The organism is Methylococcus geothermalis (genome assembly GCF_012769535.1).
In the GTDB taxonomy this organism is placed as follows: domain Bacteria; phylum Pseudomonadota; class Gammaproteobacteria; order Methylococcales; family Methylococcaceae; genus Methylococcus; species Methylococcus geothermalis.
Genome location: NZ_CP046565.1, coordinates 2,396,815 through 2,421,595, shown reverse-complemented (window position 1 = coordinate 2,421,595; position 24,781 = coordinate 2,396,815). Strand labels below are relative to the sequence as shown.

23 protein-coding genes are annotated in these 24,781 nt (G+C 65.0%); 11 read left to right on the top strand and 12 right to left on the bottom strand.

The features are described from left to right. Positions 1 to 25 precede the first annotated feature (25 nt). From GNH96_RS11255 to GNH96_RS16190, 3 genes are read left to right on the top strand one after another with little or no spacing between them, the layout of a single operon-like run. The gene (locus GNH96_RS11255) at positions 26 to 343 is read left to right on the top strand and encodes a P-II family nitrogen regulator (protein WP_169603765.1); all 318 of its coding nucleotides are present in this window, start codon (positions 26 to 28) and stop codon (positions 341 to 343) included. 33 nt (positions 344 to 376) lie between these two features. Continuing rightward, entirely contained in the window at positions 377 to 586 is a 210-nt protein-coding gene (locus tag GNH96_RS16365; protein WP_169603764.1) for a sigma factor, read from the top strand. Then, on the top strand, positions 583 to 714 hold the full coding sequence (locus GNH96_RS16190) for a hypothetical protein (RefSeq protein ID WP_267313369.1): 132 nt from the start codon (positions 583 to 585) through the stop codon (positions 712 to 714). The genes GNH96_RS16365 and GNH96_RS16190 overlap by 4 nt, the downstream gene beginning before the upstream one ends. Positions 715 to 739: 25 nt before the next feature. Here GNH96_RS16190 and tsaE read toward each other — a convergent pair whose 3' ends face one another. Together tsaE and GNH96_RS11240 are read right to left on the bottom strand one after the other, a co-directional pair. Beyond that, positions 740 to 1,159, bottom strand: coding sequence for a tRNA (adenosine(37)-N6)-threonylcarbamoyltransferase complex ATPase subunit type 1 TsaE (gene tsaE, locus GNH96_RS11245; protein ID WP_169603763.1), 420 nt, complete (start codon positions 1,157 to 1,159; stop codon positions 740 to 742). Further along, a complete protein-coding gene (locus tag GNH96_RS11240) occupies positions 1,156 to 2,580 on the bottom strand; it encodes an NAD(P)H-hydrate dehydratase (RefSeq protein ID WP_323848025.1) in 1,425 nt (474 codons plus the stop codon). Before GNH96_RS11240 ends, tsaE begins: the two co-directional genes overlap by 4 nt. Before the next feature lie 146 nt (positions 2,581 to 2,726). On the opposite strand from GNH96_RS11240, the gene queG reads away from it, so the two are divergent. Further along, the gene (queG, locus tag GNH96_RS11235; RefSeq protein ID WP_169603761.1) at positions 2,727 to 3,800 is read left to right on the top strand and encodes a tRNA epoxyqueuosine(34) reductase QueG; all 1,074 of its coding nucleotides are present in this window, start codon (positions 2,727 to 2,729) and stop codon (positions 3,798 to 3,800) included. A 117-nt stretch (positions 3,801 to 3,917) separates the two neighbouring features. Further along, the gene (locus GNH96_RS11230; RefSeq protein ID WP_169603760.1) at positions 3,918 to 6,119 is read left to right on the top strand and encodes a carboxypeptidase-like regulatory domain-containing protein; all 2,202 of its coding nucleotides are present in this window, start codon (positions 3,918 to 3,920) and stop codon (positions 6,117 to 6,119) included. On the opposite strand, the gene GNH96_RS11225 is transcribed toward GNH96_RS11230, so the two are convergent. Then, positions 6,109 to 6,468, bottom strand: a complete 360-nt coding sequence (locus GNH96_RS11225; RefSeq protein WP_228719828.1) for a glutathione S-transferase family protein — start codon at positions 6,466 to 6,468, stop codon at positions 6,109 to 6,111. The genes GNH96_RS11230 and GNH96_RS11225 overlap by 11 nt on opposite strands. Positions 6,469 to 6,690: 222 nt before the next feature. Between GNH96_RS11225 and GNH96_RS16250 the strand changes: the two genes are divergently transcribed. From GNH96_RS16250 to GNH96_RS11200, 5 genes are all read left to right on the top strand, one after another. After that, on the top strand, positions 6,691 to 7,776 hold the full coding sequence (locus GNH96_RS16250) for a DUF2760 domain-containing protein (protein WP_323848024.1): 1,086 nt from the start codon (positions 6,691 to 6,693) through the stop codon (positions 7,774 to 7,776). Continuing rightward, entirely contained in the window at positions 7,773 to 9,728 is a 1,956-nt protein-coding gene (locus GNH96_RS11215) for an Hsp70 family protein (protein WP_169603759.1), read from the top strand. The genes GNH96_RS16250 and GNH96_RS11215 overlap by 4 nt, the downstream gene beginning before the upstream one ends. 58 nt (positions 9,729 to 9,786) lie before the next feature. Beyond that, on the top strand, positions 9,787 to 12,525 hold the full coding sequence (locus tag GNH96_RS11210) for an Hsp70 family protein (RefSeq protein WP_169603758.1): 2,739 nt from the start codon (positions 9,787 to 9,789) through the stop codon (positions 12,523 to 12,525). A gap of 29 nt (positions 12,526 to 12,554) precedes the next feature. After that, positions 12,555 to 12,992 (top strand): nucleoside deaminase, encoded by a 438-nt coding sequence (locus GNH96_RS11205; RefSeq protein WP_169603757.1) that lies wholly within the window; start codon positions 12,555 to 12,557, stop codon positions 12,990 to 12,992. A 79-nt stretch (positions 12,993 to 13,071) separates the two neighbouring features. Next, a complete protein-coding gene (locus GNH96_RS11200) occupies positions 13,072 to 13,749 on the top strand; it encodes a Bax inhibitor-1/YccA family protein (RefSeq protein ID WP_169603756.1) in 678 nt (225 codons plus the stop codon). Positions 13,750 to 13,817: 68 nt separating this feature from the next. Here the strand turns inward: GNH96_RS11200 and pnp are convergent, their stop codons facing one another. From pnp to rimP, 7 genes are all read right to left on the bottom strand, one after another. Continuing rightward, positions 13,818 to 15,893 (bottom strand): polyribonucleotide nucleotidyltransferase, encoded by a 2,076-nt coding sequence (pnp, locus tag GNH96_RS11195; protein WP_169603755.1) that lies wholly within the window; start codon positions 15,891 to 15,893, stop codon positions 13,818 to 13,820. Positions 15,894 to 15,925: 32 nt separating this feature from the next. Next, positions 15,926 to 16,195, bottom strand: coding sequence for a 30S ribosomal protein S15 (gene rpsO, locus GNH96_RS11190; RefSeq protein WP_169603754.1), 270 nt, complete (start codon positions 16,193 to 16,195; stop codon positions 15,926 to 15,928). Positions 16,196 to 16,294: 99 nt separating this feature from the next. Continuing rightward, on the bottom strand, positions 16,295 to 17,224 hold the full coding sequence (truB, locus tag GNH96_RS11185) for a tRNA pseudouridine(55) synthase TruB (RefSeq protein ID WP_169603753.1): 930 nt from the start codon (positions 17,222 to 17,224) through the stop codon (positions 16,295 to 16,297). A 3-nt stretch (positions 17,225 to 17,227) separates the two neighbouring features. Beyond that, on the bottom strand, positions 17,228 to 17,587 hold the full coding sequence (gene rbfA, locus GNH96_RS11180) for a 30S ribosome-binding factor RbfA (RefSeq protein WP_169603752.1): 360 nt from the start codon (positions 17,585 to 17,587) through the stop codon (positions 17,228 to 17,230). 17 nt (positions 17,588 to 17,604) lie between these two features. Then, positions 17,605 to 20,211, bottom strand: a complete 2,607-nt coding sequence (gene infB, locus GNH96_RS11175) for a translation initiation factor IF-2 (protein WP_169603751.1) — start codon at positions 20,209 to 20,211, stop codon at positions 17,605 to 17,607. Between the two features lie 27 nt (positions 20,212 to 20,238). After that, positions 20,239 to 21,744: a transcription termination factor NusA gene (gene nusA, locus GNH96_RS11170; RefSeq protein ID WP_169603750.1), complete on the bottom strand. Its 1,506-nt coding sequence runs from the start codon at positions 21,742 to 21,744 to the stop codon at positions 20,239 to 20,241. A 19-nt stretch (positions 21,745 to 21,763) separates the two neighbouring features. Then, the gene (gene rimP / locus GNH96_RS11165; RefSeq protein WP_169603749.1) at positions 21,764 to 22,216 is read right to left on the bottom strand and encodes a ribosome maturation factor RimP; all 453 of its coding nucleotides are present in this window, start codon (positions 22,214 to 22,216) and stop codon (positions 21,764 to 21,766) included. Positions 22,217 to 22,459: 243 nt separating this feature from the next. Between rimP and GNH96_RS11160 the strand changes: the two genes are divergently transcribed. Then, a complete protein-coding gene (locus GNH96_RS11160) occupies positions 22,460 to 23,188 on the top strand; it encodes a UDP-2,3-diacylglucosamine diphosphatase (RefSeq protein WP_169603748.1) in 729 nt (242 codons plus the stop codon). An 11-nt stretch (positions 23,189 to 23,199) separates the two neighbouring features. On the opposite strand, the gene epmA is transcribed toward GNH96_RS11160, so the two are convergent. Together epmA and efp are read right to left on the bottom strand one after the other, a co-directional pair. Continuing rightward, a complete protein-coding gene (gene epmA, locus GNH96_RS11155) occupies positions 23,200 to 24,189 on the bottom strand; it encodes an EF-P lysine aminoacylase EpmA (protein WP_169603747.1) in 990 nt (329 codons plus the stop codon). Further along, positions 24,179 to 24,745 carry an elongation factor P gene (gene efp, locus GNH96_RS11150; protein WP_169603746.1) on the bottom strand — a complete coding sequence of 189 codons (567 nt, stop codon included), beginning with the start codon at positions 24,743 to 24,745 and terminating at the stop codon, positions 24,179 to 24,181. The genes epmA and efp overlap by 11 nt, the downstream gene beginning before the upstream one ends. Positions 24,746 to 24,781: the final 36 nt, after the last annotated feature.

Sequence of the window (24,781 nt, the reverse complement as noted above, 5' to 3'; positions counted from 1 at the left end):
AAATCAAGAAACTTCAGGTGATGATGTGAAAGAGATCAAGGCAGTCATTCAACCCTACCGTTTGAGGGCCCTGCGCAACGCCTTCCGCCGCATGAGCGGATTTCCCGGCATGAGCGTGTGGCGGGTCGAGGGTTGCAGTTCGCACGAAGGCGAGGAAGTGCATGACAGCTTGCGTTGCGAGCTGACCGATTTCTCGCACAAGGTGCGGATCGAAATTCTCGCGGAAGAAGCCCAGGTCGAGGAAATCATCCGTATCATCTACGAGAACACCCATTCCGGCCGGCTGGGCGATGGCATCGTGTGGGTCACGCCGGTCGAGCAGACCCGGCGGCTGAGCGAGTAAGCGGGTAAACCCGCCAGGCGCGGAGCAAATTTCATGACAAATCGCAGATCTCCGCAGCCATCCGCTCCGGAGCGCTGGCTCGACGAGCACGGCGACTACTTGTTCCGGTATGCCCTGATTCGCGTGCGCAACGAAAGCACGGCCGAAGATCTGGTTCAGGAGACCCTGCTTGCCGCCATGTCGGCGCAGGTTCAACGGTCGGGGGAGTCCAGCGAAAGGACTTGGCCAAAGGGTATGCGATGACCGACGAAGGGCACGGCAACTTCAAGCTGCCGCTGATGTACCTCGTCATGCTCCTTCCGCTGTTGTTCGGCGGCGCCGGGCGATACAGCATGGATGCGTGGGTTTCCGGCAAGGCTCAACGGCGCTGACCGTGCCGCGGGGAGGGAGGCGGGATCAGATCGGTTTCGGGCTGATCCTGAGCCGCCTTCCCGTGTTTTCCGGTTCCAGGTAAATCTCCAGGTCGGGCAAGGGCAGGAAACCTTCGCCCTTCTCCGGCCATTCCACGAAACACAGGCTGTCCGGCCGGAAATAATCGCGAATGCCCATCCATTCGAGTTCCTCCGGGTCGCTCAGGCGGTACAGGTCGAAGTGATAGACGGTGCGGTCGGCCAGAGGGTATTCCTCGACCAGCGTGTAGGTCGGGCTCTTGACCGTGCCCCGATAGCCGGCGGCGCGCAGATAACCGCGCACCAGGGTGGTCTTGCCGGCGCCCAGATGGCCGTGGAGGAACACCACGTGTCCGGGCGGCAGAGTCGTCTGCAGGCGGGCGGCGAAGGCCAGCGTCGCCTCCTCGTCGGGCAGGTACAGCATCATCGGTTGACACAGGTGCGCAAGGCTTCGATCACGTCGCCGGCGAGGAGGCCCCGCTCGCCGGCCGAGGCGGCCAGGTCGCCGGCCTGGCCATGTATCCGCACCCCCAGGCAGGCGGCCTCGAACGGCGGGAGGTGCTGGGCCAAGAGCCCTGCGATCACGCCGGTGAGCACGTCGCCCATGCCGCCGCTGGCCATGCCGGGATTGCCCCAGCGGGCGACATGCGGGACGCCAGCCGGTCCGGCGATCAGCGTGCCGGCGCCCTTGAGCACGGCGATGCCGCCGTAGCGGCGCTGCAGTGCCGTGACGGCGGCGAAGCGGTCGCGCTGGATTTCGGCGGCGGAGAGCCCGAGCAGACGCGCTGCTTCGCCCGGGTGCGGCGTCAGTAGCCAGTGATCGCTTGAGCGGGGATGCTCCGCCAGCAGATTCAGCGCGTCGGCGTCGACCACCAGGGGTTTGCCGCTGGCGATGGCGGCGTCGAACAGGGTCTTCGCCCAGTCCGAGCAGCCCAGGCCGGGGCCGACCGCCAGCACCGATGCGCGTTGCAGCAGCGGCTGGAGCTGTTCGGTGGATTCGACGCCATGCGCCATCAGCTCCGGCCGGCCCAGGTTGATGAGGGCTGCATGGGCCGCGCGGGTGGCGATGCTGACCAGACCCGCCCCGATGCGTGCCGCCGCCTCGCCCGCCATCCGCGCCGCGCCGCTGTAACCGCATTCCCCGCCGATCACCAGCACGTGTCCACACTGGCCTTTGTGTGCATCCCGGCGCCGGGGGGGCAGGGCGAAATCGCCGCTCCGCAGCAAGCGCGACGAAGGCGTCTGCTCCAGCCGGACCTCCGGCGGCGTGTCCAGATCGTCGAAGACGATTTCGCCGCAATGCGCGGGACCGGCGCCGGTGAACAGGCCCTGCTTGAGGCCGATGAAGCTGACCGTCAGATCGGCATGGACCGCGTTTCCCATCACTGCGCCCGTGTCGGCGTTGAGTCCGGACGGAATGTCCACGGCGACCACCCCGCCGGGGAAATCGTTGATCGCCTCGATGACGGCGGCGTATTCACCGGCCACGTCCCGGTCCAGCCCGGTCCCGAGCAGGGCGTCGACCAGGATCTCGGCGCCTTCGAAGCCGGGCGGAATGAAGTTCAGCACCGGCCCTTCGGCGTCGCGGTATTCGGCGAAAGCGGCCGCGGCGTCGCCGCGCAGCCGCTCGAGGGGACCTACCGGATAGGCGCGGACGTCGAAGCCCGCCGCTAGCGCCAGCCGGGCGATCACATAGCCGTCGCCGCCATTGTTGCCGGGGCCGCAGACGACGGACAGGGTCTTCGCATCCGGCCAGCGCCGGCGCAGCGCCGCGAAGGTCGCTGTGCCGGCCCGGTGCATCAGTTCCAGCCCCGGGATGCCCAGGCCGTCGATCGCATGGCGATCCATGGCTCGCACCTGGGCCGCGGTGAAAAGTGACGTGGGAAGGGTGTCGTTCGAATGGGACGGCATCGGCTGGGCGAGGCTACGTTGTGCGGAGTGATGGGAAAGGCGCTATTCTGGCCGAACCCCGTGACTACGCCAAGGATTCCTGAGTGCCCCATGCCGCCATTTCATCCCCCGACTTCGCGGAGCTGAAGGAGCGCATCCGCGAATGGGGCAGGGCGCAGGGCTTTCAGCAGATCGGCTTCGCCGGCGTCGATCTGGGCGAACACGAAACCCGGTTGATCGAATGGCTGGCGGCGGGGTTTCACGGCGAAATGGACTACATGGCCCGGCACGGGGTGAAGCGCAGCCGTCCCGCGGAGCTGGAACCCGGCACGCTGTCGGTCATCAGCGTGCGGATGGACTATCTGCCCGAGTCCATGCGGAACATGAAGGAGGCGCTGGCGGACCCCGCGGCCGCGTACGTGTCCCGCTATGCCCTGGGGCGGGATTACCACAAGCTCATGCGCCGGCGCCTGCAGAGGCTCGCCGAGACCATCGCCGAGCAGGTCGGGCCGTTCGGCTACCGCGTCTACACCGACAGCGCGCCGGTATTGGAAAAGGCGCTGGCGGAGAACGCCGGACTCGGCTGGATCGGCAAGCACACCAATCTCATCAACCGCGAGGCCGGCTCCTGGTTCTTTCTCGGCGAGATCTACACGAACCTGCCGCTGGCTCCGGATCGGCCAGTCGCGAACCACTGCGGCCAATGCCGGGCCTGCATCGACGTCTGTCCGACCCGGGCGATCGTCGCGCCTTACCGGCTCGACGCCCGCCGCTGCATTTCGTATCTCACCATCGAACTCAAGGGCCCGATCCCGGAGCCGCTGCGTCCCGGCATCGGCAACCGCATCTACGGCTGCGACGATTGCCAGATGGTCTGTCCGTGGAACCGCTTCGCGCGGTTGACGGAAGAAGCCGACTTCCTGCCCCGGCAGGGCCTCGATCGTGCCCTGCTGCTGGAGTTCTTCGCCTGGGACGAGGCCGAATTCCTGCGCCGCACGGAGGGGTCGGCCATTCGCCGTATCGGCCATGAGCGCTGGCTGCGCAATCTGGCGGTGGCCATCGGCAATGCGCCGCCCCATCCGGACCTGGCCGAAGCCTTGAGGCAGCGGCTCGATGCCGCCTCTCCGCTGGTGCGCGAGCATGTGGCGTGGGGCTTGGGAAGGCAAACAAGGTCATAAGGGGGAGATTCGGGGGAGGCGTAGCGCCGTAGCCAATGCCAACCAATGTCTTGGGCCAATTTCGAAAACGGTCCCGGAGGCGTATCGTTACCCTACCAAGGTCCGGATCTGGGAGGCATGCCAATGAGCACGGAGCAGTCGAAATTAAGAACGGTTTGCCTGGCGGCAGCGGCGTTCATCGCGGCTCTGGCGATGCAATCGTCAGGGGCGGGACAAAGCGATCCGGTCGAGCCATGGTCCCTCGGCGAAAGTGTCGACGTCGCGCCGGGCGAACTGCACATCAGCCAGCGCACGGACCAGATGATCGACGGCGAAGTCCGCATCGCAGCGAGCGCGAACGGCCCGGTGACGATCTCCTTCGCCTCTACGCGGGACTTCAGCGGAACCACGGAAATCGCCATCGTCCTCCATCCCGGCGGCAAGCGGCTGTTCGGGGAGCTGGATGCCGAGGGGGACATCCTGCGGGTCGAGGTTATCGCCGGGAACGGCGCCGTCACCGCCGTCAGCGACGAGGAAAAGCGTCTGCTGCGATCGTTCCTTCGGACCCTCGGCAAGTCGTTCGGCGACACGGGCCGCGCCGCTTTCGCAAGGCTCGTCGAATTCGCGATCGCCAAGGCGCCGGAAGGCGTGCCGCTGTCCCTGCATTTCCGCAAGGTTCCGGTGGAGCCGATGCAGGCCGCGCCCGGTTTGTGCGTGGAACTCGGGGTCACCCTGTCCTATCTCCTCGGCGAGGTGCCGACCACGCTCATCGAGCAGGGCCTGATGGAAGTATGGCTGATGGACCACGGCTGGACCTATGACCGTGGCCGCAGGGAAATCTGCGGGCTGGGTTATACCCGGCTGTGCGGCACGATCGGACGGCCATACCGGGGGCGGCCGGGCTACGTCAGCATCCTGCCGCTGCTGGACGCGGCCACCGCGCACGACCGGCGGCGGCGTACCCGCATGCATGGCGGCAACATGCCCGTCGGGCATATCCGCCTTTATCCCGGAAATCCGCCGGACGCCTTCTGCGTCGGTCGGTGCGGACCGGGCTGCTTCGGCTCGTTCGGCGATTATCTCGGCAACAGCGACTACACCGTCACGGCGGAATGCTATGCCCATGACGCCTGCATCGGCGAGGTCGGCTACGACACGCTCATCCCGACCACGGGCACGGACGACGCCTGTACCGACGAATTCATCAACGCCGCCTGGGGATACCTGAACGGGACGGCGTGCAACGACGCGCCGGCCGATGACGTCATGGGCTGGTGGGTGGTCGCCAACGAATTCATGTATCTGAGTCCGGATGCCGACGGCGGCGGACGGGCGCTGCAAGTCTGGCGCGACGGCAGGCCGCAAACGGTGGGGCGGTATTTCGTCAACGGCCGGCGGGTGCTCGAACGTTATCTCGCCATCCGGCGGGAGGAGACGGCGGGCACCACCTTCTATTCCGGCCAGATCCGCACGGGCCGGCGGGTATGGGTTTCCGGCCTGCAGACCTCCGACAACGCGGCCGCGCAGGCCTTCGACGGCTGGCGCACCCGGATCCACGGCAGGGTCTACGATTCCAAGAGCCACAAGCCGGTGGCGCGGGTGTCGGTCGTGCTCAGAGGGGGGCGGTATGATCCCGGCGAAAGGAGTACCTCGACGGATGCCACGGGGCGGTTCGTCTTCGATCAGGTGCATCCTTACGAGACCTACATCGTGGCCCTCTCCAAGCGAGGCTACGACGACCAGGCCCAGGAAGCCAGTGTGTCTCTGTTCGATGCGGGCGAATCCTACTACCTCGTGAAACGCTCGGCCGTGGAGGCGAGTTTCGGCGGCACGGACAGATGGAAGTATCGTGGAACGACCTTCGAGCTGTTCCAGTCGGGCCGACTCACGGGGCAGGGAGCGCGCATCCTCAAGGAGTCGACCTCGTCGCCGCCGGCGCCGTTTCGGTCCGTCGTGGCCACTTTCGACCGGGTCGAAGGCGATACGCTCAAATTCGACTACGAAATCAGGCTGAGCGCGGCCAACCGCTCGAATGCCTGGGAGACCGTGGAAGGGAAATGCTTTGTCGTTTACGGCATGACCGTCAACCATTATCGGCTTCAGTATTTTTCCGTCGATGCCGCGGGGCAGATCCAGAGCTACAACCTGTCGTCCGACACGGGGGTGTTCTCCGTCAGCGTCCCGGTTTTCGCCGCCGATCCCTTCGGCCACGACCAGATTCTGACGCCGCTCTACGCCACGGTGGTGTATACGGTGAGCTGGTCGATGTCCTGCGACGGCGCGATGACCTCCGACTCGGAAACCTGGAGCCTCCAGGCGCTCGATTGGACTACGTGGTAAAGCTCTCGGTGGTGAATATCCGGGCGAAGCCGTGTCCGTGCAAGGTGCCGACCACATAGGCCAGCATTTCGATCACTCTGGCCGCACCGTCGGGGTCTTCCGGCAGGAGCTTGGCTTTCGGGTACGCCAGCGCCAGCCAAGAGGCGGTGGCCTGGCATTCGGTCAGCGCCGATCCGTCGTCGCGCACCAGCATCGGTAGGGTGGACTTGGGATTGATCGCGAGATACTCCGGTTTGCGGTGATCGCCTGCCGGCAGGTTCAGGAGGTACGCTTCGAAACGAATGTCCAGTCTTCCAGCAGGATGGGGGATGCCGGTGGAGCAGGAACCCGGGGTCATGTAGAGTTTCATCGGGTGCGGTTCGTCGGTCGCGGATTTGGGCCGGAAAGCCTCACCAGCTCGGTCCGGCGAGCAAGCCCCGATCCGGAAACGGCGCATTCCCGAATTCGGCACCGTTCCCGCTAGCATGCTTGCAATGCCGATGCGGCAGCCTCATATCGGCCCAAGGTGCATGAGAAGCACTCCGACATGGCGTAAAATCGCCCCCCGCTGTTGTCGAAGATTAGACGAACCTTGATAAACACAAGACTGCATACCCGATGCGTGGCCTCTGCTGCGCTGGTGGCGGCGCTGGCAGCGTCGAGCCTCGTCCGTGCGGAGGGCGAGTGGCAGCCGTCGACGCTGTCGGAGGCGACCCTGGCCAAGGTGCATGAAGCGGCTAAGGCGTACCAGGACTGCCTGAACGGCGAATTCGTCGCCCATGGCGACGAGGGTGTGGATTCGCGCCTTCAGGCCGACCGGATTCTGCACACCTGCGAAAGCCGGCTGGCGCCGATGAAAGCCGCGTTCGATGCCGAGAATGTGCCGGATTCGATCAGTGAACGCTACATGCGCTCGCATCGCACCCGGGGCGCCCGGGAGCTGGTTCGACTGCTGATGTCCGCCCAGGCGATGCGTGCGGCGGCGGGCGCGTCCGAGTCGAATCCGCCGGCCGCGGCCGAGACGCCCTCCCAAAATCCTCAAAAAAACCCCGAAGGGAAATCCATGGAAATTGATCTGAATCTGATTCCCGCGAAACTGGACGCGGTGCACGTCGGCCTTGCCGCCGTGGTGGTGGCCTTGCTGCTGGTGCAAGTCATCCTGCTTTCGGTGGCAGTGATCGCCCTGCTGCGGCGCAGGCCCGAGCCCGCGGCTGCTGCACCCGCCGCCGTCCCCGTAGCCGAGCCCGCGAAGCTGCCTGAGCCGGTGGTGAAGAAGGAAACCGTGGTGCTGAAGGAATCGACCCCCGATGCCGCGTTGCAGCTTCTGGCCTTGTTGCAGAAGGAGGCGCGCTTCGTGGATTTCGTGCAGGAAAACGTGGCGCAGTATTCCGACGCCGAAATCGGCGCGGCGGCGCGGGTGGTGCACGAGGGCTGCCGCAAGGTGATCGGCCAGGTCTTCGAGCTGGCGCCGGTGCGCACCGAGACCGAAGGCAGCCGGTTGACGCTCCCCAAGGGTTTCGATGCCGCCAGCGTGCGGCTGGCCGGCAACGTCGTGGGCGAGCCGCCGTTCACCGGCACCCTGGTGCACCGCGGCTGGAAGGTGGAAAACATCCGCTTGCCCAAGGTCGCGGAGGGCCATGACACCCGCATCATCGCCCCGGCAGAGGTGGAACTGTGAGCGAGACCCGCTTTTCGGTCGGCATCGACCTCGGCACCACCAATAGCGTGGTGGCCTACGTGGACTTGAGCGGCTGCGACGGCGAAAACGCGCCGCTGGAAGTCCTGGACATTCCGCAGCTCACCGCGCCGGGTACGGTCGGCGACAAGAAGCAGTTGCCGTCCTTCATGTATCAGGCCCACGAGGCCGAACTGGCGCCCGGCGATGTCGTCCTGCCCTGGGACGAGCATCCGGAGACCATCACCGGCGATCTGGCCCGCCAGCTCGGCTCCAAGACCCCGATCCGCCTGGTGGCCAGCGCCAAGAGCTGGTTGTGCCACAGCGGTGTGGATTGCCGCGCGCCGATCCTGCCGATCCAGTCGCCGGAAGAAGTGCAGCGGGTCTCGCCCTTGCAGGCTTCGATCGCCTATCTGCGCCACATGCGCGATGCTTGGAACGCGCGCCATCCCGAATATCCCTTGAGCGAGCAGGACCTGACCATCACGGTGCCGGCCTCGTTCGACCCGGCGGCGCGCGAGCTGACGGTGGAAGCGGCCCACGCTCTGGGCCTGCGCCAGGCGATCCTGCTGGAAGAGCCGCAGTCGGCACTGTACAGCTGGATCCAGAGCAGCGGCGGCGGCTGGCGCGAGCAGGTCCGGCCGGGCGACATCATCCTGGTGGTCGACGTCGGCGGCGGCACGACCGACCTCTCGCTGATCGCGGTCACCGAAGCCGAGGGCAACCTGGAACTCAACCGCGTCGCCATCGGCGACCACATCCTGCTGGGTGGCGACAACATGGATCTGGCGCTGGCCTACGGTCTCAAGCTGAAGCTGGAAGGCGAGGGCAGGAAGCTCGAAGCCTGGCAGGTGCAGGCGCTGATGCACGGCTGCCGGGACGCCAAGGAATCGCTGCTGTCCGATCCGGACCTCTCCGAGGTGGCGGTGGTGGTGCCCAGCCGCGGCTCCTCGCTGATCGGAGGGACGCTCCGCACCGCGCTGACGAAGGACGAAGTCAACCGGACGCTGATCGAAGGCTTCTTCCCCAAGGTTTCGATCGCGGACAAGCCGCTGGTCCAGGCCCGCACCGGTCTGACCACGATCGGCCTGCCCTACGCCAAGGACGCCCGCATCACCTGCCATCTGGCCGGGTTCCTGAGCAAGCAGGTCAACGCCGCCAACGAGCTGGAAGGGTTCTCGTCGCCGGACGGCGCACGCTTCATCCATCCCACCGCGTTGCTCTTGAATGGCGGCGTTTTCAAGTCCGAGGCGCTGGGGCGGCGGCTGCTGGAAGTGCTCAACGGCTGGCTGCAGGCCGACGGCGCGCCGGAAGCGAGGATGCTGCACGGCGCCGATCTCGATCTGGCCGTGGCCCGCGGCGCGGCCTATTACGGCTATGTGCGCAAGGGCCGGGGCGTGCGCATCCGAGGAGGCACGGCGGCGGCCTATTACGTCGGCGTGGAGAGCGCGATGCCGGCCGTGCCCGGCTTCCCCGCGCCGCTGCAAGCGCTGTGCATCGCCCCGTTCGGCATGGAAGAGGGCACCGAAGCCGAGTTGCCGCCCGAAGAGTTCGGCCTGGTGGTCGGCGAGCCGGTGCGTTTCCGCTTCTTCGCCTCGACGCTGCGCCGCGAGGACTTGGTCGGCACGCGGATGGAAGACTGGGGCGAGGACGAGATCGACGAACTGGACGAAATCGAGGTGACCCTGCCCGTCGAAGGCCATCAGCCCGGCGAGGTGGTGCCGGTGCGGCTGGCGGCGAAGGTGACCGAGGTCGGCACGCTCCAGCTCGAAGCCGTGGCGCGCGACGGCCAGCAGCGCTGGAAGGTCGAGTTCGAGGTGCGCCAGGGCGAGAAGCCGGCGGAAGCTTTCGACGAGGCGGTTCCGGAAGCGCCTTATCTGGGCACTGCCGACCCAGAACCGGAGGCCGGAGGCGAACCGGGCGAGAGGAAGCCGTTCTGGTCCTTCAACAAATAAACTTTGACCGAAGGGGGGCGGCGGCCGGCATCGCCTCTCTCGGGCGCCAGCATTTCGCATGTCTTCCATCGCGCCACGCTACATCGTAGGCATCGACCTCGGTACCACCCACACCGTCGTCGCCTACGCCGAGGGTGCGGACGCCGCGCGGATCGAGCTGTTTCCCATCGAACAGCTGGTGGCGCCGGGACAGGTCGCCGAACGGCCGCTGCTGCCCTCGGTACGCTACCACCCGGCCGAAGGCGAACTGGCCGAAGCCGACTATGCGCTGCCCTGGCCGGTGGAGGAAGTGGCGCCGGGTTGCCGCCCGGTGATCGGCGAGCTGGCCCGCCAGCTCGGCAGCCGCAGTCGGGGCCGGCTGGTCGCCAGCGCCAAGAGCTGGCTGTGTCATGCAGGCGTCGACCGCACCGCCGCGATCCTGCCCTGGGGCGCGCCGGATACGGTGCCCAAGGTCTCGCCGGTGGAGGCGTCCGCGAGTTTCCTGCTGCATGTGCGGCAGGCCTGGAACCTGCGCTTTCCGGGTCATCCGCTGGAGGCGCAGGAAGTCATCGTCACCATTCCGGCATCGTTCGACGATGCGGCCCGCGCCTTGACGGTCGAGGCGGCGCGCCAGGCGGGCCTCGCCAAAATCCGTTTGCTCGAAGAACCGCAGGCGGCCTGTTACGACTTCCTGTGGGCCCACCGCGACCGCCTCGCCGAGACCCTGGAAGGCGTGAGCCTGCTGCTGGTCTGCGATGTCGGCGGCGGCACCACCGATTTCACCCTCATCCGCATCGGGGCGGGCGCGCCTGAACCCAAGCTGGAACGCATCGCGGTGGGCAACCATCTGATGCTGGGCGGGGACAACATCGACCTGACCCTGGCGTACCGGCTGGAGCCGCGCCTGACCGGCGCGGAGCGCAGCCTGTCGGCCACCGATGTGATCCTGCTGGCGGAACGGTGCCGGGCGGCGAAGGAGCAACTGCTGGCGGAGCAGGGGCCGGAAGCCGTGACCGTCACCCTGCTCGGCAAGGGCGGCGGCCTCGTGGGCGGTGCCCGTTCCGTCGAATTGAGCCGGAGCGAAGTGCTGGAGGTCGTCCTGGATGGATTCTTTCCGCGGGTCGAAGCCGGGGCGGTGCCGGAGCGGCGCAGCGGCGTGGTCGAATTCGGCCTGCCATATGCGTCCGATCCGGCGATCACCCGGCATGCCGCGGCATTCCTGGCCCAGCATCGGAGCGAGACGGGGACGGCCGTGCCCGACGGCTTGCTGTTCAATGGCGGCGCTTTCCATAGTCCGGTGATCGCCGGAAGGATGGCCGAAGTCGTCGGCTCCTGGGCGGGGCGCGCGCCGGTCCTGCTGCGGAATCAGCGCCCCGACCAGGCCGTCGCCTTCGGCGCCGTAGCCTATGGACTTGCTAGGCGTGGACTGGCGGTGCAGCGGATCGAGAGCGGTTCGGCCCGCAGCTATTACCTCTTGGTCGGAGATGGCGGCAGCGACGCCCGCCGCGGCGTGTGCATCCTGCCGCGCGGCGCCGGCGAGGGGCGGGAATGGGTGGTGGAGCAGCGGCATTTTCTGCTGAGCGTCGGCCAGCCGGTGCGCTTTCATGTGTTCTCCTCGACCGTCGATTCCGGCCACGCCCCCGGCGACCTGGTGGCGCTGGATGAAGGTGTCTTCGGCGAACTGCCGCCGCTGGCCGTGGTTTTCGAGGGCGGGGAGGGTGGCGAGATCGAGGTGCGGCTTGCCGCGCATCTCACCGAAATCGGCACGCTGCAATTGCAATGCGTGGCGGTGGCCGATGCCGCCCGGCGCTGGAACGTCGAACTGCAACTCCGGCCGGGGGCCGCCCAACCGTCGCTGCCAACGGGATTGCATCCGCGCGCCGCCGAGGCGCTGGAGCACATCGCGCTGATTTTCGGCAAGAAGACCCGCCAGCTCGATCCCAAGGCCGTCAAAACCTTGCGCAACGATCTCGAAAAGATCTTGGGCAAACGCGAGGACTGGGACACCGCGCTGTGCCGCGAGCTGTTCGCGGCCCTGCTCGAAGGCGCCCCGCACCGGCGCCGCTCGGCCGATCACGAAAGGCTTTGGCTGAGTCTGACCGGCTACTGCCTGAGGCCCGGATTCGGCGCGCCGCTCGATGACTGGCGGGTCGGGCAGCTCTGGAACCTGTATTCCCAAGGCTTGCAGTTCGTGAACGAGGCGCAGAACTGGTCCGAGTGGTGGATACTGTGGCGGCGGGTCGCCGGCGGCCTCGATGCGCAGGCGCAGCGGCGCATCTTCGCCGACATGGCCGGTTTCATCGACCCGGTCCGGGCACGGCGGGGCAATGCCGAAGCGCTGGCCAGGAAGCGCGGTTTCGAGGACATGCTACGGCTGTCGGCATCGCTGGAGCGGCTGCCGTCCGGGGACAAGGCCATGCTGGGCGACTGGCTCCTCCAGCGGCTGGACAAGGCGCCGGATTCGGCGGAGCTGTGGTGGGCCTTGGGGAGGGTCGGTGCGCGCGCGCCCTTCCACGGCAGTGCCCACAATCTGGTCGGCAGCGACGTCGTCGAAGGCTGGCTGGAAAAAGCCTTGCAGCGGGACTGGAAGAAGCAGAGCTTCGTCGCCTTCGCCGCGACGATGATGGCGCGGCTCACCGGCGACCGCGAGCGCGACCTCGATGCCTCGCTGAGAAACCGGGTGGCGGAAAAGCTGGCCGCATCCCGCTCGCCCGAATCCTGGCTGGAACTGGTGACCGTTGTCAAAATGCTGGACGCGGCAGACGAAAAGCGCATCTTCGGCGAGGGTCTGCCGCCGGGCTTGCGGTTGGTTGAATAGCCGGTTTATCCCCGTTCCATGGAGGTGACATGGACATCTATATGCAGGCGGCCCTCGCCGAAGCCCGTAAAGGGCTGGAAGAAGGCGGCATTCCGATCGGCTCGGTGCTGGTGATCGACGGCGAGATCGTGGGCCGGGGCCACAACCGTCGGGTCCAGCAGGGCAGCGCGATTCTGCATGCGGAAATGGATTGCCTGGAAAACGCCGGGCGCCTGAGTGCCGCGGACTACCGGCGAGCGACGCTTTACAGCACCTTGTCGCCCTGCGACATGTGCAGTGGCGCGGCGCTGCTGTACCGCATTCCCCGCATCGTCGCGGGGGAGAACCGGACCTTTCAGGGGCCGGAATCCTACCTTCGGTCGCGCGGCGTGGAGCTGGCCGTGCTGGACGATGCGGAGTGCATGGCGCTGATGCAGGATTTCATCGCCGCCTATCCCGCGCTATGGAACGAGGACATCGGCGTGTGAAATCGCGCCTGGTTGCAACGAAACTCCGCTAACATAAGGCGGTCTATTGGGTGAATGTAAAACAACTTGAGGAGATAGCATGAGTACACCCCGTGAACAGGTCGTGAGCCGCGGCGTCTATGCCGTCGTGCCCCGCCACAAGGTTCTGACCAACACCTATGCACTGCTGTCACTGACGCTGCTGTTCAGCGCCGTGACCGCAGGCGCTTCCATGGCGCTCGCCCTGCCTCATCCGGGCATCGTCATCACCCTCGTGGGTTATTTCGGCCTGCTGTGGCTGATCAACAAGTTTTCCAACAGCGCCGTCGGCATCCTGTGGGTCTTCGCTTTGACCGGCTTCATGGGCTATACCCTGGGCCCGATCCTGAACGCCTATGTCACGCACTTCGCCAACGGCACCCAGCTCGTCATGATGGCCATGGGCGGCACCGGGGCGGTGTTCCTGGGCCTTTCGGCGTATGCGCTGACGAGCCGCAAGGACTTCGGCTTCCTCGGCGGCATGTTGGCCGCCGGCATCCTGGTCGCCTTTCTGGCCGGGCTGGTCGCCGCTTTCGTGCCGGGCCTGATGGGTCTGAGCCTGGCGGTATCGGCGATGTTCGTGGTGCTGATGGCCGGGATGATCCTGTTCCAGACCAGCGCGATCATCCACGGCGGCGAAACCAATTACATCCTGGCCACCGTATCGCTCTATGTGACGATCTTCAACCTGTTCACCAGCCTGCTGCAGCTGCTCGGCGTGTTCAACAGCGACGATTGATCGCGCCGATCTTTCGGGCACAAAAAACCCCGGCCTAGGCCGGGGTTTTTTGTGCTGACGACGGTAGATCAGTCGACGGCTTTCATGCTGAGCCGGACCCGGCCCTGGCGGTCGATCTCCAGCACCTTGACGCGAACCACATCGCCTTCCGCCAGCTTGTCGCTGACTTTCTCCACATGCTCGTCGGAAATCTGGGATATGTGCACCAGTCCGTCCTTGCCCGGCAGGATGGTGACGAACGCTCCGAAGTCCATGAGCCGTGCCACCTTGCCTTCGTAGACCTTGCCAACCTCGACTTCCGCCGTGATGTCCTCGATCCGGCGGCGTGCTTCCAAACCGGCCTGCTTGTCGACCGAGGCGATCTTGATGACGCCGTCGTCGGTGATGTCGATGCTGGTGCCGGTCTCTTCGGTGATGGCGCGGATGGTCGCGCCGCCCTTGCCGATCACTTCCCGTATCTTGCTGGGGTCGATGGTGAAACTGGTGATGCGAGGCGCATAATCGGACATTTCGTTGCGCGGCGCCGGCAGGGATTGCGCCATTTTGTCGAGGATATGCAGGCGTCCGTCACGGGCTTGATGCAGCGCCTGACGCATGATCTCCGGCGTGATGCCGTCGATCTTGATATCCATCTGCAGCGCGGTGACGCCGTCGCGGGTGCCGGCCACCTTGAAATCCATGTCGCCCAGATGGTCCTCGTCGCCCATGATGTCCGAAAGCACGGCGAATTCGTCGCCCTCCAAGATCAAGCCCATGGCGATGCCGGCCACGGCGCCCTTGGTCGGCACGCCGGCATCCATCAGTGCCAGGCTGCTGCCGCAGACCGAGGCCATGGAGCTGGAGCCGTTCGATTCGGTGATTTCCGAGACGATGCGGATGACGTAGGGGAATTCGTCCATCGTCGGCATGATCGCCTGCACCCCGCGCTTGGCCAGGCGCCCATGGCCTATCTCGCGCCGCTTGGGCGAGCCGATGGCGCCGGTTTCACCCACGCAGTAAGGCGGGAAGTTGTAGTGCAGCATGAAGTTTTCCTTGTACTCACCCTCCAGCGCGTCGATGAGCTGCGCATCGCGGCCGGTGCCCAGAGTCGCGACGACCACGGCCTGGGTTTCGCCGCGGGTGAACAGGGCCGAACCGTGGGTCCGCGGCAGGATGCCGGTGCGGATGCTGATGGGACGGACCGTGGCGAGGTCGCGTCCATCGATCCGCTTGCCGTGGCGGAGGATGTTGCCGCGGACGATCTCTTCTTCCAGCTTTTCGATCTGCCGTTTTACCGAGTTTTCCTCGTAGGCGCCCTCGGCGGTGAGGGCATCGATCACGCTCTTGCGGGCGTCCTTGAGCTTCTGCTGGCGGATCTGCTTGTCGGCGATGCTGTAGGCTTCCGACAATGCGGGCCGGGCGAGTTCGTCGACGGCCGCGGCCAGCGCCGTGTCTACGGCAGGTGGCGCCCAGTCCCAGGCGGTGACGCCGACATCGGCGGCCAACTCGTTGATGGCCCGGATGGCTGCCTGCATCTGTTCGTGGCCGAAGACGACCGCGCCCAGCATGACTTCCTCGGGGAGTATCCGCGCTTCCGATTCGACCATGAGAACGGCGTTGGCGGTACCCGCCACCACGAGGTCGAGTTCGGAAGCTTCCATGCCGGATCTGTCCGGGTTCAAGACATAGGCGCCGTTCACGAAACCGACCCGGGCCGCGCCGATCGGACCCTTGAAGGGCAGGCCGGACAGCGTCAGCGCGGCCGATGCGCCGAGCATGGACGGGATGTCCGGGTCCACTTCCGGGTTCAGCGACATGACGGTGGCGACGACCTGGACTTCGTGAGTGAATCCGTCCGGGAACAGGGGCCGGATAGGCCGGTCGATCAGGCGGGCGGTCAGCGTTTCCTTTTCGCTGGGACGTCCTTCCCGCTTGAAGAAACCGCCCGGAATGCGTCCGGCAGCGTAGGCCTTTTCCTGATAATTGACGGTGAGGGGGAAGAAATCGACGTGGGGAGACGCCTCTTTGCGCCCCACGACGGTGACCAGCACCACGGTGCCGGCCATGTCCACCATGACCGCGGCGTCGGCCTGACGGGCGATCTCGCCGGTTTCCATCGAGACGGTATGATCGCCGTACTGAAATTGCTTCCGGATCGGGTTCACGGGTTCTCCTTGGGGGTATCGGCGGGCGAGAGTTATTTACGGAGACCCAGCCGCTCGATGAGCGTGCGGTAACGTTCGTTGTCGGTGCTCTTCAGGTAGTCCAGCAATTTGCGGCGCTGGTTGACCAGACGGAGCAGGCCGCGGCGCGAATGGAAGTCCTTCTTGTGCTTGACGAAGTGCGGGGTCAGGTAATTGATGCGGTTGGTCAGCAGGGCCACCTGAACCTCGGGGGAACCGGTATCGCCTGGGGCGCGTTGGAATTCCTGCACGATGGCGCTTTTTTCTGCTGCTGTGAAAGCCATGGGATAATCTCCAAAAAACTCGTTGAAAACCTTTTGAACAATCGCCAATTGTACCGTCAGGGGCGGGAAAAGGACAAGGTGCAGTCGAGCGAGACGATGTTATCGAGACCTTGGTTCCACGTCGCCACCATGCGGGGTGATCACGCGCCTGGGTGCCACCCGGCCATGACCGTCGCTGCAGCCTATGCCGAGAAACGCGTGTTCTTCGTCATAGACCCGCAGCAGATCGCCGCAGGGCGCGTCGGTGACCGCAACGGCTTGGCCGTGCAGAAAAAGCCGGGAGGTTTCGGCATCAAGCCGCACCGCGGGCCAATGCGGCACCATGCTGTCCATCGGGCGCAGGCATGCCAGCCTGGCTGCCGGCGTCATCGCTTCCAGTTCGTCCAGGGTAACGGCTTGATCGACGGAAAATCCGGCGACGGCCGTCCGCCGCAGCACTTCGACATGTGCGCCGCAACCGATGGCGTTGCCGATATCCTCCACCAGGGTGCGGATATAGGTGCCCTTGGAGCAATGCACGTCCAGCTCCAGATGATCGGGACCCCAACCGGTCAGTGCGAGCCCGAAGATCGTGACCGAACGCGCCTGCCGTTCGACTTCCACGCCTTTGCGTGCCAATTCGTAGAGCCGTTTTCCCTGGTGCTTGAGGGCCGAAAACATCGGCGGCACCTGCAGGATGGGACCGGTGAACCTCGCCAGGAGCGCGAGAAGCGCCGGTTCGTCGAGGGCGGGGATCGCAGACCGCGTCAGCACCTCGCCGTCGGCATCGCCGGTGTGGGTGGTGGCTCCGAGCCGGGCCAGAACGCGATAGCGCTTGTCCGAATCCAGCAGATAGCCGGACAGCTTGGTGGCCTCATTGAAGCAGAGCGGCAGGATGCCGCTGGCGAGGGGATCGAGGCTGCCGGTATGGCCGGCCTTGCGTACGCCGAACAGCCTACGGGCGCATTGCAGGACGCGGTTAGAGGTGAGCCCCGAACTCTTGTCGAGCAGCAGAATTCCCGACAGCGGGCTCGTCAACGCCAAACCCATGTCTTAGGTTTCGCCGTCCCCGTCCAGTGAACGCAGCACCTGGTCCATGTGCAGGCCGCGTTCGATGGAGTCGTCATAGACGAAACGGATTTCGGGAAGGACGCGCATGCGCATCCGCCGTCCCAGCGCTTGCCGGAGCTGAGGCGCGAATTCTCCCAAGCGCTTCACGGCCGCCTTGGTTTCCAGGCGCCCGCCCAGGAAGGTCACAAACACCTTGGCCACGGCGAGGTCGCGGCTGACCTCGACGTCGCTGACGGTGATCATGCCGAGTTCCGGCGCATCGATGCCGGTGCGCAGAAACTCCGCGATTTCCCGTTGCATCTGGGCGGATACCCGGTCGCTGCGGCTGAATTCTCTAGGCATTTTCTGGGATCACCGTATCAATGCGGTATGACCTGGATCTTTTCGAACACCTCGATCTGGTCGCCTTCGCGCACGTCGTTGTAATTCTTGACGGCGATGCCGCATTCCATCCCGGACTTGACCTCGTTGACATCGTCCTTGAAGCGGCGCAGCGATTCGAGCTGGCCCTCGAAGATGACCACGTTGTCGCGCAGCACGCGGATCGGCAGGTTGCGGCGGACATGGCCTTCGATGACCAAGCAGCCGGCGACGGTGCCGAACTTGGTGGAGCGGAACACCTCGCGGACCTGGGCGATGCCGACGATCTGCTCGCGGAACTCCGGTTCCAGCATGCCGCTGATCGATTTCTTGATGTCGTCGATGGCGTTGTAGATCACGCTGTAGTAATGGAGGTCGATGCCACGTTCCTCGATCAGCTTGCGCGCGCTGCCGTCGGCGCGAACGTTGAAGCCGATCAGGATGGCGTTGGAGGCCAGCGCCAGATTGGCGTCGGTTTCGGAGATCCCGCCGACGCCGCCGCCGATCACCTTCACCTTGACCTTGTCCGTGGACAGCTCTGTCAGCGAGCTGCGCAGGGCTTCCAGGCTGCCCTGGACGTCGGCCTTGATGACCAGATTGAGATCGATGGTTTCCTCGCCGCCCATGAGCGAGAACACGTCTTCCAGCTTGGCGGCTTGCTGCGCGGCGAGCTTGGTGGTGCGCAGCTTCTCTTCGCGGTGCATGGCGATTTCACGGGCCTTGCGCTCGTCGGCCACCACGATGAATTCGTCGCCCGCGTCCGGCGCGCCGGATAGGCCGAGCACTTCGATTGGCGCCGAGGGGCCGGCTTCCTTCAGCGGTTTGCCGTTCTCGTTGAACATGGCGCGAACGCGGCCGATTTCCTTGCCGCACAGCAGGAAGTCGCCTTTGCGCAAGGTGCCGCGCTGGACCAGGATGTCCGCCACCGGGCCACGCCCCTTTTCCAGCTTCGATTCCAGAACCACGCCGCTGGCCGGAATATCGGTCGGCGCCTTGAGTTCGAGCACTTCGGCCTGAACCAGGATGGCGTCCAGCAGGGCGTCGATGCCGGTGCCGGTTTTGGCGGATACCGGAACGAACTGCACGTCGCCACCCCACTCCTCCGGAACCACATTGAGTCCGACCAGCTCCTGCTTGACCCGGTCCGGATCGGCGTCAGCCTTGTCCATCTTGTTCATGGCGACGACGATGGGCACGCCGGCGGCGCGGGAATGCTCCACGGCTTCCTTGGTTTGCGGCATGACGCCATCATCCGCCGCCACGACCAGCACCACGATGTCGGTGACTTTGGCGCCGCGTGCGCGCATCGCGGTGAAGGCGGCGTGGCCGGGGGTGTCGAGGAAGGTGATCGAGCCGTGGTCGGTCTTCACCTGGTAGGCGCCGATATGCTGGGTGATGCCTCCCGCTTCGCCAGCGGCGACCCGGGATTTGCGGATGTAGTCCAGCAACGAGGTCTTGCCGTGGTCGACGTGGCCCATGATGGTGACCACGGGCGGACGCGGCAGATGCGGGGCTTCGGCTTCGGCGGCGAGATTGGCCATGATTTCCGCCTCGAGATCGTCTTCTTTCTGCGCGGACGCCTTGTGGCCCATTTCCTCGACCACCAGCATGGCGGTTTCCTGGTCCAGCACCTGGTTGATCGTGGCCATGATCCCCATTTTCATCAGGGTCTTGATGACCTCGATGCCCTTGACCGACATGCGCTGCGCCAAGTCCGACACCGTGATGGATTCCGGAACGGCGACTTCATGCACCATGGGTGCGGTCGGCTTCTCGAAGCCGTGTTTCTGCTCCGGCATGACCATGGGCTTGCCGAATCGGGTTTTTTTCTTTTTTCCGCCGCCTTTGCGGAAATCGTCGCCCTGGAGTTCGCGGTATTCATCCTTGCGGCTGAGGCCAGCCCCCCGTTTTTCACCGCGGGCTTCGGTTTCGCGTTCGGCAAGGTGTCCTCGGGGCGCTTCGCCTTTGGGTTTGGCGGCGACCGGACGTGGAGCCGCGGGGCGAGCTTCCGGCGCGGGGCGCGGGGCGGAGGGGGTGGCCGGGGCCGGTTTGGACGGCGGGGCTTCGCGCTCGGCAGTCGGCTTGCTTTCCTCTTTTTTCAGGCGCGCCTGTTCTTCGGCGGCTCGGGCCGCTTCCTCCCGTTTGCGGCGCTCTTCTTCAGCGGCCTGTTGCCGGCGCAGTTCTTCCTGTTGCCGGCGGGCTTCCTGCTCGGCCAGTTCGCGCTGCTGTTGCTCCTCCAGGGCCCGCCGCGCCTGTTCGGCTTCGGAGAGTCGCTCACTGGTTTCCGGCAGCTCGCTGCGCTTCACATAGGTGCGTTTCTTGCGCACTTCGACGCTGATGGTCTTGGCACCCTTGCCCGGCACCGTGCCCTGCTTGAGTTCGGTTACCGAGCGGCGCTGAAGGGTGACCCGCTTGGGCTCGGTCACACTCTCCTGCACCTTGCCGTGGCTCTGCCGCAGATGGTTGAGCAGCTTCATCTTTTCGGCATCGCTCAGCACATCGTCTGCGTCGGAGATATGAAGACCTGCGTCTCCCAGCTGATGGAGCAGCCTGTCGAGGGGAATGCCCACGATCCCGGCCAGTTGTCTCACTGTTACGTCACTCATGATTCAGCCCCTTATCGGTAATCGTCCTCAGTCTTTGGAAAACCACGAGGCGCGCGCCTTCATGATGAGCGCCGCGGCCTTCGCCTCTTCCATGTCTTCGATGTCCAAAAGATCCGGGACGGCCAGGTCGGCCAGGTCTTCCAGCGTGCGAATGCCATGGCGCGCAAGGCGGTAGGCCAGTTCGCGGTCCATGCCCTCGAGTTCCAGCAAATCCTGCGAGGGCTCGGTGTCCTCGAGCTTTTCCTCGGAGGCGATGGCTTTGATGAGCAGCGCGTCCCGTGCCCGGTTGCGCAATTCTTCCACGATATCCTCGTCGAATTCCTCGATTTCGAGCAATTCCTTGCTCGGCACGTAAGCCAATTCCTCCACGCTGGAAAAGCCTTCCCTGACGAGGATTTCCGCGACGTCTTCGTCGACGCCGAGTTGCTCGACGAAGGTCTGGATCAGGCGTTGGGTTTCTTCCAGGGTTTTGGCGTTGGCCTGGGTGGAGCTCATGACGTTGAGCGTCCAGCCGGTGAGTTCGGAAGCCAGCCGCACGTTCTGGCCGCCGCGGCCGATGGCTTGCGACAGGTTTTCATCGGCGACGGCGATGTCCATGCTGTGGCGGTCTTCGTCCACGACGATGGACACGATTTCGGCCGGCGACATGGCATTGACCACGAACTGGGCCTCGTTTTCGTTCCACAGGATGATGTCGATGCGCTCGCCCGCCAGTTCGTTGGACACGGCCTGTACCCGCGAACCGCGCATGCCGACGCAGGCGCCGACCGGGTCGAGCCGGGGGTCGTTGCTCTTGACCGCCACTTTGGCGCGTACGCCGGGATCGCGCGCCGCGCCCTTGATTTCGATGAGGTTCTCGCTGACCTCCGGGACTTCCAGCCGGAACAGGGCGATCAGGAGTTCCGGCGCGGTGCGGCTGACGAACAACTGAGGTCCCCTGACATCGGGCCGGACGGCGCTCAGGATGCCGCGCAGGCGGTCGCCGGAGCGGACCGATTCCCGGGGAATCATCTCGTCGCGCGGGATGAAGGCTTCGACATTGCCTCCGAGGTCGAGAAAGACGTTGCCCCGCTCGATGCGCTTGACGACGCCGGTGATCAGCTCGCCGACTCGGCCCTGATAGGCGTCCGCGATCTTCCTCCGCTCGGCTTCGCGCACTTTCTGCACGATGACCTGCTTGGCGGTCTGGGCGGCGATGCGGCCGAACTCGATGGAGTCGAAAGGCTCTTCCACGAACTCGCCGGCCGCGATGCCGGGATGGGTTTTGCGCGCTTCCTCGAGCAGGATCTCCTTTTCCGGGAATTCGACGCCGCCGCCGAATTCTTCACGGGGTTCCACCACCAGCCAACGGCGGAAAGTCTCGTAGTCGCCGGTCTTGCGGTCGATGCTCACGCGCACGTCGTACTTGCCGTCGTGCCGCTTGATCGTGGCGGTGCGAAGCGCTTCTTCGATCGCGGAAAAAATGACTTCTTTTTCGATGTCCTTTTCATTCGACACCACGTCGACTACCAGCAGGATTTCTTTATTCGCCATCAGGTCGTCCTACAAAAATTCAAATGTCAAATTCGGGTATCAATCGCGCCTTGTCGATCGCGTCGAAAGGGATGGCATGCAGGCCGTTCTCGTCCTCGATGTCGACCATCCCCTCGCGAACGCCGGCGATACGGCCCTTGAACCGCCGCTGGCCATCCAGGGAACGTACCGTCTGAAGCCGCACCTGGCGGCCCGTGAAGCGTTCGAAATGCTCGATGGTGAACAGCGGACGGTCGAGGCCGGGCGAGGATATTTCCAGTTGATACTGCCCGGGGATGGGATCTTCCACATCCAGCATGCCGCTGAGCTGGTAGCTGACCTTCGAGCAATCGTCGAGACCGATCCCCTCGGGACGGTCGATATAAACGCGCAGAATCCTGGCGCGAGCGTCAAATTCGATTCCCGCCAGTTCGTAACCCAGTCCGGTCACGACGGGTTCGATCAAACGCTGCAAGTGTTCGGGCATCCGCATGGTCAGTTTCCGGCCCACAAAAAAAGGGCGCAAGGCCCAATGTTATTATCCCGTTCCTTCAGAAACTAAAAACGCCCGCAAGGGGCGCCGCTCGGGACGGAGGTCTCCGGTCTGAAGACCCGTCTCATCAGTCCGCGTATGCTAACATAAACGCCACACCGAGATAAACCCCCAATTTCTCAAGTATTTTGCGGCGCCGTGCGGTTGGATCGGCGCGTTCCCGTTTGAATCATGGAGTCGCCCTTGAGGCCGGAGACGCTGTTCATTGCCGATTTGCACCTGAGCGTGGCGGGGCCCGAGCGGGTCCGGCTGTTCCAGGATTTCATCGCAGGACATGCCCGGGGCGCCGAGGCCTTGTACATTCTCGGCGATCTGTTCGATGCCTATGTCGGTGACGACGACACCGCTTTTCCTGCCGGCGCGGTTCGGCGGAGTCTCCGGCAGTTGACGGAGTCCGGCACCCGGGTGTTCTTCCAGCAGGGCAACCGCGATTTCCTGGCGGGCTCGGGTTTCGCCGCGGCCACCGGGGCGAGCCTGCTCGATGATCACGCCGTGATCGGCTTGTACGGCTGCAACGTGCTGGTCATGCACGGCGATCTTCTCTGTACGGACGATCTCAAATATCAACGGGCCAGGGCCCGGATTCGCACCGACGAATGGAAACGCCATGCCCTGGGCAAGCCGTTGTGGGCCCGCAGGCTCTACGCGCGCTGGTATCGGCTGCGCTCGGCGCTCGATAAGCGCGGCAATGCGCCGGAGATCATGGACGTCAACCCCGGCGAGGTGGAGCGGGTGTTCGAGCGCTTCGGCGTCGACGCCATGATCCACGGCCACACCCACCGCCCGGCGGATCACGAGCTGACCTGCGGCGGCCGTCCGGTCCGCCGGATCGTCCTGGCGGAGTGGCGCGACGAAGGCGAATTTCTGTGCTGGACGCCGGAGGGGCACCGCCGGGTGCGAATACCGTCCTAGGCCCCGCCCAGTCATGCCGTCGCCAGCGGAAACGCCAGGGTTTCGGCGATCGCCTCCAGCCGGTTGAGGCCGAGCAGCAGTCGGTCGACGCCGATGGCAATGCCGGCGCAATCGGGCAGTCCGGCTTGCAAGGCCTCCAGAAGGCGGCCGTCCTTTTCCGGAACGGGGCGTCCGGCGTCGAGGCGGGCCGCGATGTCCCGGTCGAAGCGGCGTTCCTGCTCCAGCGGATCGTTGAGTTCGAAAAAGCCGTTGCCCAGCTCCATCCCGTCCAGGAAGACTTCCACCCGCTCCACCAGCCGCTCATCGTTCGACTTGAACCTGGCCAATGAGGGTAGGATCGCCGGGAAATCGCGGACGAAGGTGAAGCGGTTTCGCCCCAGACGGGGCTGGACAAGGTGGCTGAACAGCAGGTCGAGCCAGATCGCGCGATCCGCCCCGCCTATTTCCGCGGCCTCCTGCAACCCGTGGCGCGATGCGCAATCGGCGAAATCCTCCAACCCCGCGTCCAGCGGGTCGAGGCCCGCGTGGGTCAGAAAAGCCCCCCGGTAGCTCGTATGTTCCGAGGGCGCCAGGTTGCGCGTTGCTTGGCTCACCATGCGCAGCAGCGCATCGGTCTCCTCGATCAGTTCATCGAGTCCGAAGCCCACCCTGTACCATTCCAGCAAGGTGAACTCGGGGTTGTGGAAACGGCCGTATTCCTCGTTGCGGAAGGCCTTGCATATCTGGTAGATCGACCCGGTGCCGGCGGCCAGCAGCCGCTTCATGGCGAATTCCGGCGAGGTTTGCAGGTACAGCCGCTGCGAAGGGTCGCCGCCGTAGGCCGTGGAGAAAACGCTCAGGTGCGGATCGGTGACGGTGCCGTGCGAGAGGAGGGGGGTCTCGACTTCGAGAACTTCCCGTTCGGCAAAAAACTGCCGGATTTTCCGCAGGAGTTCCGCCCGCCGGCGCAGCATCGCCGGCGAGCAGGACGGACGCCAGTCGGACGGCGCCCTATTTGACACGAGAGACGTATTCCCCCGTGCGGGTGTCCACTTTGATGACTTCGCCGGTCTGGACGAACAGCGGCACCCGGACCACGGCGCCGGTGTCCAGGGTCGCCGGTTTGCCGCCGCCGCCCGAGGTGTCGCCACGGACGCCGGGGTCGGTTTCGACGATCGTCAGTTCCACGAAATTGGGTGGCTGCACCGCCAGCGGGATGTTGTTGAACAGGGTCAGAATGCAGATATCCTGCTCCTTCAGCCATTTCTTGGCGTCACCCACCGCGTTCGAGTCGGCGGCGTACTGTTCGAACGATTCGGGCACCATGAAGTGCCAAAGCTCGCCGTCGTTGTAAAGATACTGCATCTCCACATCGACCACGTCCGCGGTCTCCAGCGTATCGCCGGACTTGAAGGTGCGCTCGATCACCCGGCCTGTCTTGAGGTTGCGCAGCTTGACCCGGTTGAAGGCCTGGCCTTTGCCCGGCTTGACGAATTCGCTCTCGAGAATCGTGGCGGGATCGCCGTCCAGCATTACCTTCAAACCATTTTTGAATTCACTCGTGCTAACAAAAGCCATGCGTACCTCGAGTCGGTGCTTGGAAAAAAATGTAAA

Excerpts from the sequence above, each read along its gene's own strand:
- GNH96_RS16365 (WP_169603764.1), top strand. The coding sequence starts at position 377 with ATGACAAATCGCAGATCTCCGCAGCCATCCGCTCCGGAGCGCTGGCTC.
- GNH96_RS16190 (WP_267313369.1), top strand. The coding sequence starts at position 583 with ATGACCGACGAAGGGCACGGCAACTTCAAGCTGCCGCTGATGTACCTC.
- tsaE (WP_169603763.1), bottom strand. The coding sequence starts at position 1,159 with ATGATGCTGTACCTGCCCGACGAGGAGGCGACGCTGGCCTTCGCCGCC.
- GNH96_RS11240 (WP_323848025.1), bottom strand. The coding sequence starts at position 2,580 with ATGGATCGCCATGCGATCGACGGCCTGGGCATCCCGGGGCTGGAACTG.
- GNH96_RS11230 (WP_169603760.1), top strand. The coding sequence starts at position 3,918 with ATGCCAATGAGCACGGAGCAGTCGAAATTAAGAACGGTTTGCCTGGCG.
- GNH96_RS11225 (WP_228719828.1), bottom strand. The coding sequence starts at position 6,468 with ATGAAACTCTACATGACCCCGGGTTCCTGCTCCACCGGCATCCCCCAT.
- GNH96_RS11210 (WP_169603758.1), top strand. The coding sequence starts at position 9,787 with ATGTCTTCCATCGCGCCACGCTACATCGTAGGCATCGACCTCGGTACC.
- GNH96_RS11205 (WP_169603757.1), top strand. The coding sequence starts at position 12,555 with ATGGACATCTATATGCAGGCGGCCCTCGCCGAAGCCCGTAAAGGGCTG.
- GNH96_RS11200 (WP_169603756.1), top strand. The coding sequence starts at position 13,072 with ATGAGTACACCCCGTGAACAGGTCGTGAGCCGCGGCGTCTATGCCGTC.
- rpsO (WP_169603754.1), bottom strand. The coding sequence starts at position 16,195 with ATGGCTTTCACAGCAGCAGAAAAAAGCGCCATCGTGCAGGAATTCCAA.
- truB (WP_169603753.1), bottom strand. The coding sequence starts at position 17,224 with ATGGGTTTGGCGTTGACGAGCCCGCTGTCGGGAATTCTGCTGCTCGAC.
- rbfA (WP_169603752.1), bottom strand. The coding sequence starts at position 17,587 with ATGCCTAGAGAATTCAGCCGCAGCGACCGGGTATCCGCCCAGATGCAA.
- infB (WP_169603751.1), bottom strand. The coding sequence starts at position 20,211 with ATGAGTGACGTAACAGTGAGACAACTGGCCGGGATCGTGGGCATTCCC.
- nusA (WP_169603750.1), bottom strand. The coding sequence starts at position 21,744 with ATGGCGAATAAAGAAATCCTGCTGGTAGTCGACGTGGTGTCGAATGAA.
- rimP (WP_169603749.1), bottom strand. The coding sequence starts at position 22,216 with ATGCGGATGCCCGAACACTTGCAGCGTTTGATCGAACCCGTCGTGACC.
- efp (WP_169603746.1), bottom strand. The coding sequence starts at position 24,745 with ATGGCTTTTGTTAGCACGAGTGAATTCAAAAATGGTTTGAAGGTAATG.